The sequence below is a fragment of the Methylobacter sp. genome (assembly GCF_030680395.1).
Taxonomy (GTDB): domain Bacteria; phylum Pseudomonadota; class Gammaproteobacteria; order Methylococcales; family Methylomonadaceae; genus Methylobacter_A.
This window is the reverse complement of record NZ_JAUXVR010000044.1, coordinates 200,191-219,242: the sequence shown is the minus strand read 5'-3', so window position 1 is coordinate 219,242 and position 19,052 is coordinate 200,191. Positions and strand designations below refer to the sequence as shown.

Genomic DNA, 19,052 nt, shown 5'->3' with positions numbered 1-19,052 from the left:
AACGTCGGATGGTGTTCAAGTCCGAAGGTAGCGCATCAACAGCATGCATTTCAGGCGATGCATGGCGCTGTTGCCGAGGACACGAAGCTCAAGGTAGCTTCATGTCCTCGGCAAAGTGCAAGGCTTTAAATCGTCTATCAAGTTGATGCGCCTCTGTGTGAAGCTAATCAGCCATCCTGGTTGATTTTTGCAATAATGGCTTTTAAATGTTGTTCGCTGTCCTGATTATCGACCTGACAAGTTCCTGCGTTCAGGTGCCCGCCGCCATTATAGCTAAGGCAAAGCTCGCCGATATTGGTGTTGGAAGAGCGATTCAGGATAGATTTACCTATCGCAAATACGGTATTTTGCTGCTTAACGCCCCACATGACATGGATGGAGATATTGCATTCGGGGTACAGCGCATAAATCATGAAACGATTGACTGCGTAGATGGTTTCTTCATCGCGCAAATCCAATACCACCAGGTTATTGTAGACAGTAGAGCAGCGCTGAATTTGCTCTTTGGCTGCCGCTTCATGTTCTTTAAACAGATTGACCCGTTCCTGAACGTCGGGAAGTTGCAGAATGTCATTAATAGAATGATCTTTGCAGTAATCAATCAGGTTCATCATTAATTGATAATTCGACACGGTAAAGTCTCTGAATCGGCCTAAACCGGTACGCGCATCCATCAGGAAATTCATTAACACCCAGTCTTCCGGATTCAAGATTTCTTCGCGATTGAATTGCGCCGCATCGCCCTTATCGACAGCGGCCATCATTTCGTTCCAGCTGGCAGGAAAGCGGGTTGCGCCGCCGTAATAATCATAAACAACTCGAGCGGCTGAAGGAGCATCCGGATCTATGATGTGATTTTCGGCTTTTTCGTTGCGGATGGTTTCGCTTAAATGATGGTCGAAGGCAAGATGCACGCCTTTGACATAAGGTAGGTTGGTGGTGATGTCGCGGTCGTTAATATCGATGATGCCGTCTTGCATGTCCTTGGGATGGACGAATTTAATATCGTCAATCAAGTCCAGTTCTTTTAATAAAACCGCGCAGATTAAGCCGTCAAAATCACTGCGTGTAACGAGTCGAAATTTTTGGTCTGTCATGATATTACCTTGGATGAAGGGGAGGTGGGGGTAGGGGTTCAATATGCTGAACCCCTCTTTGGTTAAAATAAGCCGGTGATTTTGCCGTTATTGTCGATATCAATTCTTTCCGCAGCAGGCACTTTAGGTAAGCCGGGCATGGTCATCATGTCTCCCGCAATCGCCACAATAAAGCCTGCGCCGTTTGCCAGCCGAACATCCCTGATTTCAATGACATGCCCTGACGGCGCGCCTTTGGAATTCGGATTGGTTGAAAACGACATTTGGGTTTTTGCCATGCAAATCGGGAACTTGCCGTAATCTACATCCCATGCGGCCAGTTGCGCTTTCACTTTAGGGCTTGCGGTGACGCTGCCCGCACCGTACAGCTTGGTGGCAATGGCTTCGATTTTTTCCCAGAGGCTCAGGTTTTCGTCGTAGACGTAGTTAAATCCGGGTTCGCGGTTATCGGCGATGTTGATGATTTCTCTGGCCAGTTCTTCCGCACCGGCGCCGCCTTCAGCCCAGTGTTTGGAAACCATGCATTTTGCGCCCAAGGCTTCGCATTTTTTCTTCAGCAAAGCGATTTCTGCGTCGGAATCAAAAGTAAAATGGTTAATACACACCACGCAAGGCAGGCCGTAATGGTGAGTAATATTGTGGTAATGGCGCTCAAGATTGGCAAAACCTTGTTCCAGCGCTGCCAAATTCTCCTGATTTAATTCTTCTTTAACCACGCCGCCGTGGAATTTTAGCGCTCTTACCGTGGCGACCAGCACCACGGCGGAGGGCTTGAGTCCGGCTATGCGGCACTTGATGTCTAGGAATTTTTCAGCGCCCAAATCGGCCCCGAAACCCGCTTCGGTCACCACATAATCGGCCAGTTTCAGCGCGGTTTTGGTGGCGGTTACGGTGTTGCAGCCGTGGGCAATATTGGCGAACGGCCCGCCGTGGATAATCGCGATATTGTTTTCCAGTGTTTGCACCAGATTCGGTTTGATCGCATCTTTTAGCAAGGCCGCCATCGAGCCTTGCGCGTTCAGGTCGCGGGCATAAACCGGCGTGACCCGGTCGGATTTATAGCCGATTACGATGCGGCCGAGACGTTCTTTAAGATCCGCGCGGCTGGTCGCCAGACATAAAATCGCCATGACTTCGGAAGCGACCACGATGTCGTAACCGTCTTCACGCAAGTAGCCGTTGGCCGGACCGCCCATCCCGACCACGATGTTACGCAGGGCGCGGTCGTTCATGTCGACAACGCGTTTCCATTGGATGCGCCGTGGATCTATGTCCAGTTCGTTGCCGTGGTTGATATGGTTGTCGATCAACGCCGACAGCAGATTGTGCGCGACGCCGATCGCATGAAAATCGCCGGTAAAATGCAGGTTGATGTCTTCCATCGGCACCACTTGCGAGTAACCGCCGCCCGCCGCGCCGCCTTTTACGCCAAAGCACGGGCCTAATGACGGTTCGCGCAGGCACATCATGGTTTTTTTGCCGATACGGTTCATCGCATCGCCCAAGCCCACGGTGGTGGTGGTCTTGCCTTCGCCGGCCGGGGTAGGGCTGATTGCGGTAACTAAAATCAGTTTGCCGTCTTCTTTATCGGACAGACTGTTGACGTATTCCAGCGACATCTTGGCTTTGTAATGACCGTAAGGGTCAAGGTGTTCGGCGTCGATGCCGTATTGTTCTTTAACCAAGCCGATGATCGGTTTCATGTTGGCTTGTTGGGCGATTTCTATATCTGACATTGTTTGTTTTTAAAAAAGGTTGGTTGATTTTGGTTTTTAGCCGAAATGTCGGGCAATGCAGCCGTAAAGCGCCTACTTTTGGTACCCGACCTACCCATTAACTATAAACCGGAAACCGCGCACAAAGATTACTGACCTTGTCACGTACCGTTGCAATGACGTTTTCGTCTTCCATATTCTCCATCACATCGCACATCATATTGGCGATTTCGATCATTTCCGCCTCTTTAAAGCCACGTGTGGTTGGCGCAGGTGTGCCGACACGAATGCCGCTGGTCACAAACGGCGATTGCGGGTCGTTAGGCACGGCGTTTTTGTTAACGGTGATGTGCGCTTTGCTCAATGCCGCATCGGCCGCTTTGCCGGTGATGCCTTTGGCAATCAGGGAAACCAGCATTAAATGATCGTCGGTGCCGCCGGAAACTACGTCGAAACCGCGTTTCATAAACACTGCGGCCATGGCTTGGGCGTTTTTGATAACCTGTTGTTGATAAACGCGGAATTCAGGCTGCATGGCTTCTTTAAAGGCAACGGCTTTGGCGGCGATCACATGCATTAACGGGCCGCCCTGAATGCCGGGGAAGATATTGGAGTCGAATTTTTTCTCCAGTTCCGGGTTGCTTTTACACAAAATCAAACCGCCGCGCGGGCCGCGCAATGATTTGTGCGTGGTGCTGGTGACCACGTCTGCAATCGGCACGGGGTTGGGGTATAAACCTGCGGCAACTAAACCGGCGACATGCGCCATGTCGACAAACAGGTACGCGCCCACTTTATCGGCGATGTCGCGGAAGCGTTGCCAGTCCCAGATACGAGAGTAGGCGGAAAATCCGGCAACCAGCACTTTAGGTTTGTGTTCCAGCGCCAGCGCTTCAACTTGCGCATAATCGATTTCACCGGTTTCAGGATGCAAGCCGTACTGAACGGCGTGGTAGATTTTACCGGAGAAGTTGGGTTTTGCGCCGTGAGTTAAATGGCCGCCATCGGCAAGGCTCAGGCCCAGGATGGTGTCGCCCGGTTGAATCAGGGCCATGAACACCGCCATGTTGGCTTGCGAGCCTGAATGCGGTTGGACGTTGGCGTAATCGGCGCCGAACAAGGCTTTGGCGCGGTCGATAGCCAATTGCTCGGCCTTGTCGACAAATTCGCAGCCGCCATAGTAACGTTTGCCGGGGTAGCCTTCGGCATATTTGTTGGTTAATTGCGAGCCTTGCGCTTCCATAACCCGGGGGCTGGCATAGTTTTCAGAGGCGATCAGTTCGATATGATCTTCCTGGCGTTGACGTTCTTCTTCCATTGCCTGGAATAATTCGTCATCGAAGCCTTTGATGGTCATTGATTTTTTAAACATGGTGTTCTCCTGGATTAATATTTCTTGTTTAAGGTGCGGGCTGGATCAGCACTATTTGCAGATCGGCGACATTGGTGCCTGTCGCGCCGGTATTCACTAAGTCGTCAGACGCTTTTAAAGCGGTGTACGAATCGTTATTTTCAAGTAGCTCAATCGGATTTAGGCCTGCTTGAGTCATGCGTTGTATCGTGTTTCGGTCGACGACACCGCCTGCCGCATCGGTGGGACCGTCGCGGCCGTCGGTGCCTCCGCTCAGGAATGCCCAGTTGCCGGTTAGGCCTTGTTGTTCTGCGGCAATAGCAAAAGCCAGTGCCATTTCCTGATTGCGGCCGCCGCGTCCATTTCCTTTTAGTGTAACCGTGGTTTCGCCGCCCGCCAGCAGGGCTATGGGTTGGCTTACGGTAAGCGCTTTGGCGTGAATAACCAGTTTTTCAGCTTCTGCTCTGGCCTCGCCGCATAAATGATCGCTGTACAGTTTTGTCTCGTAGCCCAGATTATTAGCCGCTTGCAGCATTGCGTTGACGCTGATGCTGTTGCTGCCGATCAGGGTATGTCCGGTATTTTTAAACGCATCATCGCCCGGCTTGGGTGTTTCTGCAATATTGCCCAGCTTACCTTGTTCCAGATGCCCCCGGACATTGATAGGCACCTGATCCCAAACGCCCTTGGCTTTCAAAATCTCAATGGCGTCGGCATAAGTAGTGGGGTCAGCGACGGTGGGGCCGCTGGCAATGGCGCTTAGATCATCGCCCAATACATCGGACAAAATCAATGCATGCAAACGGGCGGGTGCAGCCAGTCGGGCCAGGCCGCCGCCTTTTAGTCGCGACAAATGTTTGCGTACACAGTTAATTTGGTTGATGGTCGCGCCGGAGGCCAACAGCAGATCGGTGGTGGCAATCTTTTCCTGCAAGGTAATTTGATCGGCGGGGTAGGGGATCAGCGCCGAGCCGCCGCCGCTCACCAGTACCAGTACCAGTTCATTCTGTTGAGCATTATGCACTCGCTCGGCAATGATCTTCGCGGCGTTAAGCCCGGCCGCATCGGGCAACGGATGCGATGCGCCGATCACGTCAACATTATCGATGCCGGTTACATTCTCGTAATTGGTAACGGCTATGCCTCTTCCCGCCAGCATCCCGGGAGGAATGATTTCCGAAGCGGCCTGCGCCATTGCGCAAGCTGCCTTGCCGAACGCGATAAGATGGACTTTTGAGCAAGAGCCAAACAGCTTCGGGACAAGGTGGCGTTTAACCGCCTGATAAGGATCGGCCGCCGCTATGCCTGCCTGAAAAACGCTGAAGGCGTCTTGCCTTATCGATGCCGAGTCGGCTTGATCTGTTAAAGGGCTCATGTCAGGTTATATTGAAGGTAATGGAGGCTGTTTATGCCATTTCCTTAGCCAGCGCGAAGATATTTTCGGCATCGAAAACCTGCTTGTTGTCTTCAAATAGTTTTGCGATACAGGCGCGGTGTAATGCCAGTTTTAACGATCCGAAACCGATAGCGCCCCAGATGATTTTGCCGTTGCGCAGGTTGCCTTTGTCCATTACATCTGTTCCGCCGATGCCTAGCGGAGGTGTAGCGTTGGCATCGGCCATCATTTCGATATGGGGATTATGTTGCCATTGATCGGCCGAGAGCAGCTCTACTCCTGCCGCGCCGGTAGCAAAAACGATGTTTGCGTGTTCAATGGCCTTGGCGCGGGCATCGTTATCGAATGCTTCAATAGGGGTCAGGTTGACGCCAAAGCGTGCTTTCATGTTGTCGCAGGCTTGAACGGCACGTTCCATTTTACGGGCTGTTAATGATACCTCTGCGCCTTCCTTTGCCAGCATCGCCGCCGCACGTTGTCCTACCGGGCCGGTACCGGCCAGTACTACCGCTTTTTTACCGGCCAGTGTGCCGCTGGATGCAAGTTTTGCAACAGCGGCGGCGGCTGTGGTATTGCTGCCGTTACTGTCGAGCATGACTGAGACCTGAAAGCCTGGAAAAAAGTGTTTTTGCACGGCAACAAATAATGCCTGACCAGCGATCATGTCACTGCCGCCAACAAAAATGGCGGTATTTTTCTTGTCTTTGGGCGCACGGGTAAACATCGTGCCTTCTACCAGAGCCGTGATATTTTCAGGTGTCAGTCCTCCGTGTCCGATGACATGATCTGCACCGCCGTCATAGGCTACAACAGTATCGAAAACTGAAGGGTGAGTGTCTGTATCGAATTGGAATAGCAGTTTTTTCATTAACTTACTCGTAGTGGGTTTGGCTAGTATGCATGAATACGATTATTAAACCGGCATATTATACTCAATAAACTCAACAGTGCCTTATTTAGCCTGCTTCCTGTTTGGGTGCGGCTTGAATCTGGAGTATGTTTTTTTGATATGCTTGCTTGTAGAGGCTTATCTTCGTTATTATCTGTAAAAATGGATTTATGCTGTGGTTGTTGTGCGTTGTCGGGAATGGATTTGGTTGTAATATTTTCCGGGTATTTTGGTAGCTTTATCGAAACAAGCTTAGGAAAAAATATAAAATTAAAGGAAAAATAGATGAAAACACCCGTTCACATCGCTGTAACAGGCGCCGCAGGCCAAATCAGTTATTCTTTGCTGTTTCGATTGGCCGCCGGTGCGCTGCTCGGGGCCGACCAGCCGATCGTATTGCATTTACTTGAAATAACCCCTGCAATGAGCGCCTTGCAAGGCGTGGTCATGGAGTTAAAGGATTGCGCTTTCCCCCTGCTGCATCGCATTGAAGTCACAGACGATCCCAACGTGGCCTTTAAGAATGTTGACTATGCATTTTTGGTTGGCGCGCGGCCAAGAGGACCGGGCATGGAGCGCAAGGATTTGTTGGAGGTGAACGCAGAGATTTTTGCGGTTCAAGGCAAGGCCTTGAATGACGTCGCAAGCAGAAAGGTAAAAATCTTGGTAACGGGTAACCCTGCCAACACCAATGCCCTGATTGCCTTGAGCAATGCGCCGGATTTAAGGCCGGAGAATTTTTCTGCAATGACACGGTTGGATCATAATCGGGCGTTAAGCCAATTGGCTGAAAAATGCGGCGTTTTGCCGGTTGATGTAAAAAATATGACTGTTTGGGGTAATCATTCGACTACGCAGTACCCGGACATCTATCATGCCAAGGTCAAAGGACAGGATGCCTTGTCTTTGGTTGATAAGGGTTGGTACGTTAATGAATTTATTCCCATCGTTCAGCAGCGGGGAGCGGAAATCATTAAAGCCAGAGGGCAATCCAGCGCCGCATCGGCTGCAAATGCGGCGATAGGCCAGATGAAAACCTGGGCTTTGGGTACCGAACCAGGCGACTGGGTAAGCATGGCTGTGTTATCGGACGGCAATTACGGCATTGAATCGGGGTTGGTTTACTCTTTCCCGGTAACGGTAGTTGATGGCGAGGTTAATGTTGTAAGAGGCTTGGAGATTAACGATTTCAGTCGACAAAGAATGCGTATTACCGAGACTGAGTTAAAAGAAGAAAGGGATGCGGTTAAGCATTTGTTGAGGTAAAAAAGGCGGTTTAGCCCAAGCTCCTCTGGTAGATACCTATGCTTGCAGGAGCGACTACAAAGTAGCCCCTACAGTGTTATTCGTGGTTTCGTCATGGGGATTTAATATGGAACAATTTTAATGTCTCCTATCATTCGATTCGACCACGTATCGGTCATTGTCCACGAAAAAACGATCCTATCCGACATCAGCTTTACGCTCTTCCTTGGAGAAAAAGCGGTGTTAAGCGGCAAATCCGGCTCCGGTAAAAGCAGTATCCTGAAAACCCTGTTGGGACTTCATTCTATAAAACAAGGTACGGTTTACTTTCAGGAGCAGCCGCTGACGCCGGTATCCGTTCAGGCGATTCGCAGCTGTACCGCTTACATTGGACAAGAACCGATGCTGGGTGCTGAAAGCGTACGGGAGGCGCTGCTGCTGCCTTTTCAATTCAAAACGCATCGCAATCATCGGCCTACGGAAGCGCAACTTATTGATGTATTGCAACGGCTGCACTTGCCTGCGGATATTTTGCGACAGGAAAGCAACCGGATTTCCGGAGGCGAAAAACAGCGGATTGCACTGGCTCGGGGTCTGTTATTGGGCAAAAAACTGTATCTGCTGGATGAGATAACCAGTGCTCTGGACGCGGAAAGCAAGCAAGTCGTGTTCGATGTTTTCACCGATCCGCATTTGACTGTTCTTTCGGTGGCTCACGACCCTGAGTGGTTGGAGCGTTGCGGCATTGTTTTTGAACTTGAAGCGGGTCGATTGACTCAGGTAAAGGGTAATGGAAACACTTGATATTGAGCTGCCGCGGATGGCGCTGCTCTACGGCCTTTGTTTGCTGCCCTGGATAATGCTCAGGCTGATTGGTTTACGCTTGAGTCGGGATATCGGCATCAGCATCCTGCGCATGAGTATCCAGTTGGCACTGGTTGGGATCTACCTGAAAATGCTGTTCGATCTTAACCATCCCTGGCTCAACGGCTTATGGATACTTGTGATGTTGTTAGTCGCGGATTTAAGTATTCTGCGACGCGCAGGACTTAAAGCGCGTTATTTCGTACTGGCTACTTTTATGGCTATTGCATCCAGCATACTGTTCTCCACCGCTTATCTGGTGATTCTGGTCATTCAGCCGACTCACTTTTACGACGCCCGTTACATCGTACCTTTGGCGGGTATGATTCTCGGCAACTGTCTGCAAGGAAACGTCATCGCGTTAGAACGTTTTTATTCGACGCTACGCAAGAACGAGAACGAATATGCGACCTTTCTAATGCTGGGGGCGACACGCTGGGAAGCGGTGCGTCCGTATTTTCGCGATGCCGTCAAAGCCGCGCTCAATCCGACCATTGCCGGTATGGCGACCATGGGTCTGGTATCCTTGCCCGGCATGATGACAGGCCAAATCCTGGGCGGCAGCGAACCGTGGTTGGCGGTGAAATATCAAATCGCTATCATGATCTGTATTTTCACCAGTACCACTATCGCCTGCATCATTAACTTGAAACTCAGCCTCAATATCGCCTTCAATACATTTGATGTGTTGAGGGATGAGGTGATTGATAAGCCTTAGTCATTGAGGCGAATCAACGAATGGTGGTTATTCTTGGACTTGCCGTGGAGACTCGGTTGCGCGGCCAGTGAGCATGCGTGATGAGTCGTCCCTTGTTCAATTTGCAAGGTGCTGTGATGAATGGAGTAGCGTTCTTCCAGTGTTTGTGCGATGTCATCCAAAAATATATCGCCAGGGTAGCCGTCAGGCATGACCAAATGAACCGTCAACGCAGTTTCGGTGGTGCTCAAGCCCCAAATATGCAAATCGTGAATGTCGCTTACGCCGTCCAATTGGCGCAGGTAGATGTCGATTGCAGGCGCATTTATCCGCTCAGGCACGGCACTCAAGGCCAAGCGTAGCGAATCGCGCAGCAAGCCCCATGTGCCGATCACGATCACGAGCACAATCGCTAAACTGATGGCCGGGTCGAGCCAATACCAGCCGAAATGAAACATTGCCAGACCGGTTATTACCACGGCAAGCGATACGGCGGTATCCGCCAACATATGCAGGTAAGCGCCCCGAATATTCAAATCATCCTTGCTGCCTTTCCTCAACAGCCACGCGGACAGCCCATTGATGATTATCCCAATCGCCGCGATACCCGATACCGTTAGACTGGCGACCTCGGGTGGCTGTGCAAAGCGGTGGCCGGCTTCCAATGCAATCGCCCCGCATGCCACCAAGAGTAATGCGGCATTAGCGAGCGCCGCCAGAATGGAGGTGCTGCGCAGTCCGTAGGTGTAACGTAGACTGGGCTGCTTGCGCGCCAACATAACTGCGCCCCATGCCAACAGCAGGCCGAGCACGTCGGATGCATTATGTCCCGCATCGGCCATTAATGCCGTGGAATTGGCGATGAAGCCATAGGCGAACTCAATCACTACAAATGCCAGATTCAGCAATATGGTGAAGATGAAAGTACGCCCTTGGTTATTCCCCGCGGTATTCAAGGTACCGTGATGGTGTCCGGCAGAATGATCGTGTTTATGATGATGTGCCATTACTTATAAACCTTTGTCCGACAAAATAACTGATGATCTTGGAACGGCATAGCCTTTTCCCGTTTTGCGCTTGGATTTGTCCTAAGCTTGTATCGTATAACGTTAGGTCTAAATATCCGCCCGGTCGATCATGCGGATTCTTTGTACCGACCCTTTTAGTTTATTTTTTGAATGTTCGCATCACAAAATAAACCCTGGGTGTGGCTATCAGGGACAATAACACGGAAAGCATCAGCGCTCCAATCGCCGCAATAGCCAATGGTTTCAGCATGTCCGATTCGGCGCCGATGTCGTAAGCCAAGGGTAAAAGCCCTAAAGCCGCCACGCCGATACCGATGATCGCGCCCGGCAACGCAACAATATTGACTGAAGTTAGCGGATGATCCTCAAAACGGGCGCAACCGGTGAGCGAAAGGCTCAACAAGGTAAGGGAGGAGTGTCGGATGGATGAGTCGTTGCATGTTTGGAATGTTAACAGTCCATTCCAAACATGCAGTATGACAAGCAGATTACAATCTTGTCAGAATTGAAAGGTTATCTGTCAGCATGAACGAAGTCATGCAGGGTAGGTTGCGCATACCCTTTTCATGAGCGGAAAAAACAGGCGGTAGCATTCCAGGCTACCGGGAAACCCATTATTCAAATTATGTTTTCCCCTTGTCCTGTTTCGATTCGGCCTTTTTAACGCGGATTTTGTTACCCGCGACATCTTTGTCGTTGAGGATATTCATTGCCGTCTTGGCCTCGCCTTGCTTGGGCATCTCAACAAAGCCAAAACCCTTGCTGTCGCCGGTTTCGTTATCCATTACCAGGGTGCAGGACTGCACTGTGCCGTGGGCTTCGAACATAGCCCGAAGCTCTGCTTCTGTTGTGGTGCGGGCTAGATTGCGTATCAGTAGTTTCATAGGATTGCGTAAGGATCTATTAATAGAGGTAGTGATGTAGTGTACGCTATGCGTGCCCTTTCAATATAAACTTAACTAAGGCACACACGCAACGTATAGGCTTTTTATAGCCTTGTTAGGCAAAATAACCCATCCAATATGCGATGCCGGCACCTAAGAATAGACATGAAAGATAGTCAGCTGGCAATACCAGTAAAAAGCTGATGCGAAAAATCATGAAGGTACAAAGCATCGCAGCTCTTTGCATCCCATGATCATTTATGCTTCAACAGCCAAGCGTGGCTAGAAATAACCATACGCCAGATTGGTTGACATTTACGTTATAGATTTTTACTTGTTGAGCAAATTGTTCTGATTTTCTCTCAAACTCATTGTATTTAAGTATGGGTATTTTCTTCGTACAGGTAACGTTTGAATTTATCGGATTACATGCGGTTTGCAACCCGATATTAATTCGTTCTTAATAACCTCGGTTCTTAAACAACCCGATCAGGGAGATGATCCCCGGCAAAGAATGCGGCCAGGTTGGCTAACACTTTTTCACCCATGGCTGTGCGTGTCCCTAAGGTGGCGCTGCCTAAATGCGGCAGTAGCGATACATTATCCAGGGTCAGGAAGCCTTCGTGGACATTAGGTTCCCCTTCATAAACATCAAGGCCTGCTCCGGCAATCCGTTTGTTTTTGAGCGCTTCAATCAGCGCGTCGCTGTCAACCACGTCGCCTCGGGCGGTATTGATTAAGTGCGCGGACGGTTTCATCAGGTTGAGCATGTCGGCATTGATTAAATGCCGGGTTGCCTCGCCGCCGGGGCAGTGCAACGACACGTAGTCGGCTACTTGCAGCAGCTCTTCTATGGACTCGCATCGGGTCGCGTTAAGGTCGTCGGTGACATATTCGTCGGCCGGACTGGGTTTGAAATAGACGATTTTCATGCCGAAGCCGTGATGGGCTTTTCTTGCCATGGCTTGCGCGATACGACCGAAGCCGATCAGACCCAGGGTTGCGCCGGTTACATCGCTGCTCAGCATGTGCGTCGGGCACCAGCCTTGCCATTGTTTGGCACGTACCAGACGGTCGCCTTCTGCGCCCCGACGTGCGGACATTAACAATAAGGTCATCGCAATATCGGCAGTGCTGTGCGTCAACACGCCGGGTGTGTTGCTCACAACCAAACCTTGCGCTTTGGCGGCGTTGATGTCGATATGGTTGTAGCCTACCCCGAAGTTGCCCAGAATTTTGCAGCGTTTGTTGTCGACGTTGATAACATCGGCAGGAAATGAATCGCAAACGGTGGGACAAACGGCATCGTAATTTTGCAGCGCGGATTTGAATTCGTCTGCTGTTAACGGCCGGTCATCTTCGTTTAGCGTTACATCGTAAAGAGCTTTGAGTTTGGCTTCGACTGAGGCAGGCCATTTGCGGGTAACAAAGACTTTGGGTTTGCTCATGGGTTATCCTCACGTTGGCGTGTGGTGGATTAAGATATATCACCACGAAGACACGAAGAGCACGAAGAAAAAACAGAATGAAAATTACTAATTAAATATACAGGCTTTCTGTTTAAAACATAACGCCATGATAGAAAACGAAATCAAAGCTTCGTGTTCTCGGCAATTGCTTCTGCATTGCTAAGCCACAGGGATGTGGCGAATGCAGAAAACGCAGGAGCGGTTTTCTGCCTACCTCCTGCATCCATGCAGTCGTTCGTGCCTTCGTGGTGAATTTTTTACTTTAAGTTGGCGTGCGGGGCGTGTTGCACACGCCCCTGCGATGTTACTGAGCTGTTGAACGATAGTATTCAATCGCTGCTGCAACGCCGGCACCCGGCTTGAAATCAAAGCCGTTGTCCAGCATCGCCATTTCAACGCCTGCGATAGCGCCGAGCATGGAAACGTCGTTCATGTCGCCGACGTGGCCGATACGGAAAGCTTTACCGGCAAGTTCGGATAAACCGGCGCCTAAAGAAATATCGTATCTGCTAAACGCGGTGCTGATTACCTCTCTGGCATCTTTGTCTTCCGGAACAACAATCGCAGTCACTGTGTCCGATTCAAAACCGGGGTGAGCGCAGGTTGTTAATCCCCAAGCGGCAACAGCTTTACGAACGCCTTCGGCCAAACGGTGATGACGCGCGAAAACATTCTCCAAACCTTCTTCCTGTAACAGGTCTAACGCTTTGCGCAAGCCGTATAGAATAGGCAATGCCGGAGTATAAGGCGTATAGCCGTCTTTGTTGGTGTTCATCTGGTCTTTTAAGTCCAGGAAGCAACGCGGATAGGTTGATGTTTCAACGGCTTTTAATGCTTTTTGGCTGAATGCCAGAAACGCACCGCCGGCAGGCATCATAAAGCCTTTTTGCGAGCCGCTGATGGCTCCGTCGACGCCCCATTCGTCCATGCGAAAGTCGAGACTTGCAATAGAGCTGACGCCGTCAACAAATAACAGTGCAGGGTGATTTGCCGCGTTCAATGCTTTACGAACACCGCCAATATCGCTGGTAACACCGGTAGCGGTTTCGTTATGCGTCGCCAAAACGGCTTTAATTTCGTGGTTGGTGTCTTCTTTTAAACGCGCTTCCATTCTGTCCAAAGGGATACCTTTGCCCCAGACTTCCTGATGAATTTCGACGTCGAAGCCCAGACGTTTTGCCATTTCAGCCCATAAATGGCTGAATTGACCGAAGCGATAGATTAAAACCTTGTCGCCCGGATTTAAGGTGTTGGTCAGCGCAACTTCCCAACCTGCGGTGCCGGTCGCGGGAAAAATAAAGGCTTGTCCGGTTTCTGTTTTAAAGATTTTTTTCAGATCTTGTAAAAGAGGTGTCAGCAGTTTTGGAAACACAGGAGAGCGATGGTCTTCCATGTTGACATGCATAGCGTTAAGAATTTCATTTGGCACATTGGTAGGGCCAGGAATATATAGATGGTTACGACCAGCCATTGCATTGCCTCTTTGTAGTGGTTGAGTGATTGAAATGCAGCTTGGACATTGAAAAAGCTAATGTCCAAAAACTGGCAATAATGACATAGCCGCTAAAAATCGGCAAGGCCAGATTAGGGCTTGAGCTGGGAAATAAGCTTTAAAAATTGACTTTGAGACCTCTGAAAGTAAAATGTGCGGTTGATTTAAGATCGGCTTAAGCCGCGTAAGTCGGGTTTACCTAGCGTACCCGACACTGGCAATGGTAGCCGAAAAATGTCGGGTTATGCCAACCTGAATGGATTTACAACATTGAAATTAGGAAAGCACAAATGAGCCACACCTTATATGCAGCGTCAGTTCAACGAGTTCAACGCTGTGAATTAGCCGTTCCGGGTTCTAGCCCTGAAATGTTTGAAAAAGCGATGAGAAGTGGCGCTGATTTTATTTTTCTCGATCTTGAGGATGCCGTTGCTCCGGATGACAAACTACAAGCCAGAAAGAACATTATTGAAGCGATTAATGATCTGGACTGGAAAGGACACGGCGTAACCATTTCTGTGCGCATCAATGGCCTGGATACTCAATATATGGTGCGTGATGTGGTGGATCTGGTCGAGCAGTGCGGTGCAAAGCTGGACACGGTTTTAATTCCTAAAGTGGGTGTTTATGCCGATGTTTATATGGTTGAAGCCATGCTTAACCAGCTGGAAATGCAACAAGGGCTGAAAAACAAAATCGGCATTGAAGCCTTGATTGAAACGGCTTTGGGTATGGCTAATGTTGAAGACATTGCGCGTAACGGCGCGTCGGGGCGTCTTGAAGCTCTGCATTTCGGTGTGGCCGATTACGCGGCAAGCAACCGTGCCAGAACCACGAACATCGGTGGTTTAAATCCTGACTATCCAGGCGACCAATGGCATTTTGCAATCAGCCGAATGACGGTTGCGTGTCGTGCTTACGGTTTACGCCCTATTGACGGTCCTTTTGGCGATATTAAAGATCCCGATGGCTACAAAATGGCCGGAAGGCGAGCGGCGGCTTTAGGTTGCGAAGGTAAATGGGCGATACATCCGTCACAAGTCGAATTAGCCAATGAAATATTTACTCCTCCGGCGGCTGAAGTTGAGAAGGCAAAACGCATTCTGGTCGCTTTGAAGGAAGCGGCAGCTCAAGGTAAAGGCGCGGCAGCATTAGATGGTCGTTTAATTGATGCGGCATCGGAAAAAATGGCGAATAACGTGGTCAGAGCTGCCGAAGCTATCGCAGCGAAAAAATAAACAGTTTTGTAGATCGGGTTTGCTCTAGGACATAGCAGGGCAACGTAATCCGATAATCGAAGCCGAAAAATGTCGGGTTAAGTTACGTTAATCCGACCTACACAACACACAAACAGGAGATGCTGTGGATATTCATGAGTATCAGGCGAAAGAAATTTTAAGCGGTTATGGCGTTAAAATCGCCGAAGGCGGTATGGCCTACAGCCCGGAAGAAGCTGTGCAACGCGCCAGAGACATTGGCGGGCATATTTGGGCGGTCAAAGCGCAGATTCATTCCGGTGCACGCGGTAAAGCGGGCGGTATTAAAATCTGTAAAACGCACGATGAAGTTGAAGCGGCGGCAGAAGCTTTATTAGGCAAAAGACTGATCACTCATCAAACCGGTCCGGCAGGTAAAGTGTGCGGTAGATTGTATGTTGAAGCCGGAACCGATATCGTCAAGGAAATGTACTTCTGTTTTCTGGTTGATCGCAGTTCAGAGCGTATTGTCATGGTTGGTTCCGCTCAAGGCGGCATGGAAATCGAGGAACTGGCCGAGAACAATCCCGATGCCATTACCAAAATTTACATCGAGCCTGCAGTGGGTCTGCAAGACTATCAGGCACGTGAAATGGCTTTTGCATTGGGGCTGGATCCTGAATTGCTGAGTCATGCGGTTAAAACTATCAGAGGTTGTTATCGTGCCTTGCGTGAGCTTGATGCCAGCATGCTGGAAATCAATCCGCTGGTGGTTACCCGCAGTAACGAGTTGGTCGCTTTGGACGCCAAAATGGGCTTTGATGACAATGCCTTGTTTCGTCAGCAAAAAATTTCCGAACTGCGCGATAAAACTCAGGAAGATCCTCGCGAAATGGCGGCTGCCGACCGTGGTTTAAGCTATGTAGGCCTGGATGGCGACATCGGCTGCATGATTAACGGGGCCGGTTTGGCGATGGCGACTATGGACATGATTAAACTGGCCGGCGGCGAGCCAGCCAACTTCCTCGACGTAGGCGGCGGCGCATCGGCTGAACGTACCGAAAAAGCCTTTCGTTTAGTATTGGCCGATAAGGGCGTAAAAGCCATGCTGGTTAATATTTTTGCCGGTATCAACCGTTGCGACTGGATTGCCGAAGGCGTTGTTGAAGCGGTCAAGAAAATCGATATGAAAATACCGTTGATTGTCAGATTGTCAGGCACTAACGTTGAAGAAGGCCGTCGGATTATCGCAGAAAGTGGCTTGCCTATTATTACCGCGGAAACCTTGGCCGAAGCGGCTGAAAAAGCGGTGCAAGCGCGTAATGAAGCGGTTGCGAAAGAAGCAGCTCAGGGAGCGTAAAATGGCTATTTTAATTGACGAAACAACACGCATAATTGTTCAAGGCTTTACCGGAAAAATCGGCAGCTTTCATGCCCAGGATATGATCAACTACGGTTCAAACGTGGTCGGAGGTATCACCCCCGGCAAAGGCGGTCAAACCCATTTAGGCTTGCCGGTTTTTAATACTGTAAAAGAAGCTGTACGCGAAGTTGGAGCGGAAGCCAGTATTATCTTCGTTCCGCCTGCCTTTGCCGCTGATTCGATTATGGAAGCCGCCGATGCGGGCATTAAATATTGTGTGGCGATTACCGACGGTATTCCCACTCAGGATATGATGACGGTTAAAAACTTTCTGCGTCGTTCTCCGGTGGAGCAACGAATGATACTGACCGGTCCCAACTGTGCGGGCACTATCAGTCCGGGTCGCGCCATGCTGGGTATTATGCCCGGACATATTTACATGCGGGGCAATGTAGGCATTGTCGGTCGTTCAGGCACCTTGGGCTATGAGGCCGCAGACCAGATGAAACGCTTGAATATAGGCATTTCAACCTCGGTCGGTATCGGCGGCGACCCGATCAACGGCAGTTCGCACCGTGATATTCTGGAAAAATTTGAAGCCGATCCGGAAACCAAAGTGATCGTCATGATTGGCGAAATCGGCGGCCCGCAAGAAGTTGAAGCCGGGATTTTTGCCAAAGAACACATGAGTAAACCGGTGATCGCCTATATCGCCGGTTTAACTGCACCGGAAGGCCGACGCATGGGCCATGCCGGTGCGATTATTTCATCAGCAGGTGAAAGCGCCGCAGAAAAAGTAGCTATACTGAAAGAGTTGGGAGTTACGATCTGCCCAACACCGGCGGCTATGGGGGAAACAGTAGCGGCAGTACTAGCCCGGTTGTAAGGGAAAGATACAAGCCGAAAAAAGGCGAAGGGCGAAAGATATAAGGTTTTAGCCTTTTGTCTTTCGCCCTTCGCCTGCTTTTATTTTTAACACTCACAGGGCGTAAATGAAAATACTTATTCTTGGCGCCGGTGTTACCGGTTCATCGGTTGCCGGGGCGCTGGCAAGCGAAGAGAACGATATTGTCGTCGTTGATTTCAGGACGGAGTTGCTTGATGCGTTAAAGGAGCGTTTCGATATTGCCACGGTTGCCGGTAACGCGGCGCACCCGAGGGTACTCGAACAGGCTGGAGCCCGGACTGCCGATATGATTATCGCGGTTACCGACAGCGACGAAACCAATATGCTGGCGTGTGTGATCATCAATGCGCTTTACAGTCGGCCGAAAACGATTGCCCGGGTGCGTGCTGTCGATTATCTGAAAAATCCGCAATTATTCGGCCCGAACGGTATTCCGGTGGATATTGTTATTAGCCCGGAACAAATCGTTATGGAGGCCATTCGTAATTTGATCGAGTTCCCCGGCGTCCAACATATTTCCAATTTTGCTGACGGGCTGGTACGCCTTTTTTCGGTTAAAGTGGTGGCGGACGGCTCCTTAACAGGCAAAAAAATTAAAACTCTGAAAGAGCGACTGGTCGGCGGTAAAATTCGCGTGGCGGCTATTTTTCGGCAAGGGATTCCGATGGTAGTAAACGGTGAGGCCGTTATTGAAACGGGCGACGAAGTTTTTTTTGTGGCGCCTCGTGAAGAGGTGCGTCGAGTATTGAAAGAGCTGAACAAGCTGGAGGCTCCGTTAAAGCGAATTATCATTGCCGGTGGCGGTCATGTCGGCAAGCGCCTGGCGCTGGCGTTGGAAAAAGACCACCAAGTAAAAATCATTGAAAAAGATCCCAGACGCGCTCACAAGATAGCCAATGATCTTGATCATGCCGTGGTGCTATTAGGCGATTGCGCCGATGAAGCGATGTTGCTTGATGAGTCTATCGATAGTACCGATTTATTTTGTGCGATTACTGAAAATGACGGCGTTAATATCGTTTCCGCTTCTTTGGCAAAAAGTTTGGGCGCGCGCAAGGCTATCTGTTTGCTCAACCATGTTTCGTACAGCAAGCTTTTGCCGGGAACAGGAATTGATGTTGCAGTGCTGCCCAATCAGGAGACGCTCGGCAGTATCTTAAAACATGTACGTCGCGGTGATGTGGCGCAAGTCAGTTCGCTATGCGGCGGTACCGCTGAGGCTATCGAGGCTATTGCACACCAAAGTAATGATCTGAATTCCGTCGTCGGATTTCGGGTGGATTCCATTAATTTCCCTGAAGGTATTGTGATGGGGGCACTGATTCGCAACCAGCAAGTCATTTCGATTCACCATGAAACGGTGTTCGAAGAAGGTGATCATGTGGTTATGTTCGCGATGGATAAAAAATTGGTCGTAAACATCGAGAAAAAATTCCAGCCTCTTTAATATAAGGGCAGG

At 50.0% G+C, this 19,052-nt stretch carries 17 protein-coding genes; 7 read left to right on the top strand and 10 right to left on the bottom strand.

Annotated elements, in window-relative coordinates:
* Nucleotides 1-167: 167 nt before the first annotated feature.
* The 5 genes from Q8L79_RS18795 to Q8L79_RS18775 all read right to left on the bottom strand — a co-directional run bounded on the left by Q8L79_RS18795 (nucleotide 168) and on the right by Q8L79_RS18775 (nucleotide 6,427).
* Nucleotides 168-1,097 (bottom strand): exopolyphosphatase, encoded by a 930-nt coding sequence (locus tag Q8L79_RS18795; RefSeq protein ID WP_305274225.1) that lies wholly within the window; start codon nucleotides 1,095-1,097, stop codon nucleotides 168-170.
* A 62-nt stretch (nucleotides 1,098-1,159) separates the two neighbouring features.
* Nucleotides 1,160-2,833, bottom strand: a complete 1,674-nt coding sequence (locus tag Q8L79_RS18790) for a formate--tetrahydrofolate ligase (RefSeq protein WP_305274224.1) — start codon at nucleotides 2,831-2,833, stop codon at nucleotides 1,160-1,162.
* Nucleotides 2,834-2,930: 97 nt separating this feature from the next.
* On the bottom strand, nucleotides 2,931-4,184 hold the full coding sequence (gene glyA, locus Q8L79_RS18785; RefSeq protein WP_305274223.1) for a serine hydroxymethyltransferase: 1,254 nt from the start codon (nucleotides 4,182-4,184) through the stop codon (nucleotides 2,931-2,933).
* A 28-nt stretch (nucleotides 4,185-4,212) separates the two neighbouring features.
* Nucleotides 4,213-5,538 (bottom strand): glycerate kinase, encoded by a 1,326-nt coding sequence (locus Q8L79_RS18780; RefSeq protein ID WP_305274222.1) that lies wholly within the window; start codon nucleotides 5,536-5,538, stop codon nucleotides 4,213-4,215.
* 31 nt (nucleotides 5,539-5,569) lie between these two features.
* On the bottom strand, nucleotides 5,570-6,427 hold the full coding sequence (locus Q8L79_RS18775; protein ID WP_305274221.1) for an NADP-dependent methylenetetrahydromethanopterin/methylenetetrahydrofolate dehydrogenase: 858 nt from the start codon (nucleotides 6,425-6,427) through the stop codon (nucleotides 5,570-5,572).
* 306 nt (nucleotides 6,428-6,733) lie between these two features.
* Here Q8L79_RS18775 and Q8L79_RS18770 point away from each other — a divergent pair, with 306 nt between their 5' ends.
* From Q8L79_RS18770 to fetB, 3 genes are all read left to right on the top strand, one after another.
* Complete coding sequence (locus Q8L79_RS18770; protein ID WP_305274220.1) at nucleotides 6,734-7,714, top strand: malate dehydrogenase; 981 nt, start codon at nucleotides 6,734-6,736, stop codon at nucleotides 7,712-7,714.
* Nucleotides 7,715-7,834: 120 nt separating this feature from the next.
* Nucleotides 7,835-8,497, top strand: a complete 663-nt coding sequence (locus tag Q8L79_RS18765) for an ATP-binding cassette domain-containing protein (protein ID WP_305274219.1) — start codon at nucleotides 7,835-7,837, stop codon at nucleotides 8,495-8,497.
* Nucleotides 8,484-9,275, top strand: a complete 792-nt coding sequence (gene fetB, locus Q8L79_RS18760; protein WP_305274218.1) for an iron export ABC transporter permease subunit FetB — start codon at nucleotides 8,484-8,486, stop codon at nucleotides 9,273-9,275. Before Q8L79_RS18765 ends, fetB begins: the two co-directional genes overlap by 14 nt.
* Here the strand turns inward: fetB and Q8L79_RS18755 are convergent.
* The 5 genes from Q8L79_RS18755 to Q8L79_RS18735 all read right to left on the bottom strand — a co-directional run bounded on the left by Q8L79_RS18755 (nucleotide 9,272) and on the right by Q8L79_RS18735 (nucleotide 14,106).
* Nucleotides 9,272-10,261: a cation diffusion facilitator family transporter gene (locus Q8L79_RS18755; RefSeq protein WP_305274217.1), complete on the bottom strand. Its 990-nt coding sequence runs from the start codon at nucleotides 10,259-10,261 to the stop codon at nucleotides 9,272-9,274. The genes fetB and Q8L79_RS18755 overlap by 4 nt on opposite strands.
* Nucleotides 10,262-10,421: 160 nt before the next feature.
* Nucleotides 10,422-10,682: an efflux RND transporter permease subunit gene (locus Q8L79_RS18750; RefSeq protein WP_305274216.1), complete on the bottom strand. Its 261-nt coding sequence runs from the start codon at nucleotides 10,680-10,682 to the stop codon at nucleotides 10,422-10,424.
* A 223-nt stretch (nucleotides 10,683-10,905) separates the two neighbouring features.
* Complete coding sequence (locus tag Q8L79_RS18745; RefSeq protein WP_305274215.1) at nucleotides 10,906-11,166, bottom strand: RNA-binding protein; 261 nt, start codon at nucleotides 11,164-11,166, stop codon at nucleotides 10,906-10,908.
* A 476-nt stretch (nucleotides 11,167-11,642) separates the two neighbouring features.
* Nucleotides 11,643-12,614 (bottom strand): D-glycerate dehydrogenase, encoded by a 972-nt coding sequence (locus tag Q8L79_RS18740; protein WP_305274214.1) that lies wholly within the window; start codon nucleotides 12,612-12,614, stop codon nucleotides 11,643-11,645.
* Between the two features lie 325 nt (nucleotides 12,615-12,939).
* Nucleotides 12,940-14,106, bottom strand: a complete 1,167-nt coding sequence (locus tag Q8L79_RS18735) for an aminotransferase class V-fold PLP-dependent enzyme (RefSeq protein WP_305274213.1) — start codon at nucleotides 14,104-14,106, stop codon at nucleotides 12,940-12,942.
* Between the two features lie 311 nt (nucleotides 14,107-14,417).
* Between Q8L79_RS18735 and Q8L79_RS18730 the strand changes: the two genes are divergently transcribed.
* The 4 genes from Q8L79_RS18730 to trkA all read left to right on the top strand — a co-directional run bounded on the left by Q8L79_RS18730 (nucleotide 14,418) and on the right by trkA (nucleotide 19,040).
* Nucleotides 14,418-15,365 carry a CoA ester lyase gene (locus Q8L79_RS18730; protein WP_305274212.1) on the top strand — a complete coding sequence of 316 codons (948 nt, stop codon included), beginning with the start codon at nucleotides 14,418-14,420 and terminating at the stop codon, nucleotides 15,363-15,365.
* Nucleotides 15,366-15,489: 124 nt separating this feature from the next.
* Nucleotides 15,490-16,683, top strand: coding sequence for a malate--CoA ligase subunit beta (locus tag Q8L79_RS18725; RefSeq protein ID WP_305274211.1), 1,194 nt, complete (start codon nucleotides 15,490-15,492; stop codon nucleotides 16,681-16,683).
* Between the two features lies 1 nt (nucleotide 16,684).
* The gene (gene sucD / locus Q8L79_RS18720) at nucleotides 16,685-17,572 is read left to right on the top strand and encodes a succinate--CoA ligase subunit alpha (protein WP_305274210.1); all 888 of its coding nucleotides are present in this window, start codon (nucleotides 16,685-16,687) and stop codon (nucleotides 17,570-17,572) included.
* A 106-nt stretch (nucleotides 17,573-17,678) separates the two neighbouring features.
* Nucleotides 17,679-19,040, top strand: a complete 1,362-nt coding sequence (gene trkA / locus Q8L79_RS18715) for a Trk system potassium transporter TrkA (protein ID WP_305274209.1) — start codon at nucleotides 17,679-17,681, stop codon at nucleotides 19,038-19,040.
* Nucleotides 19,041-19,052 lie beyond the last annotated feature (12 nt).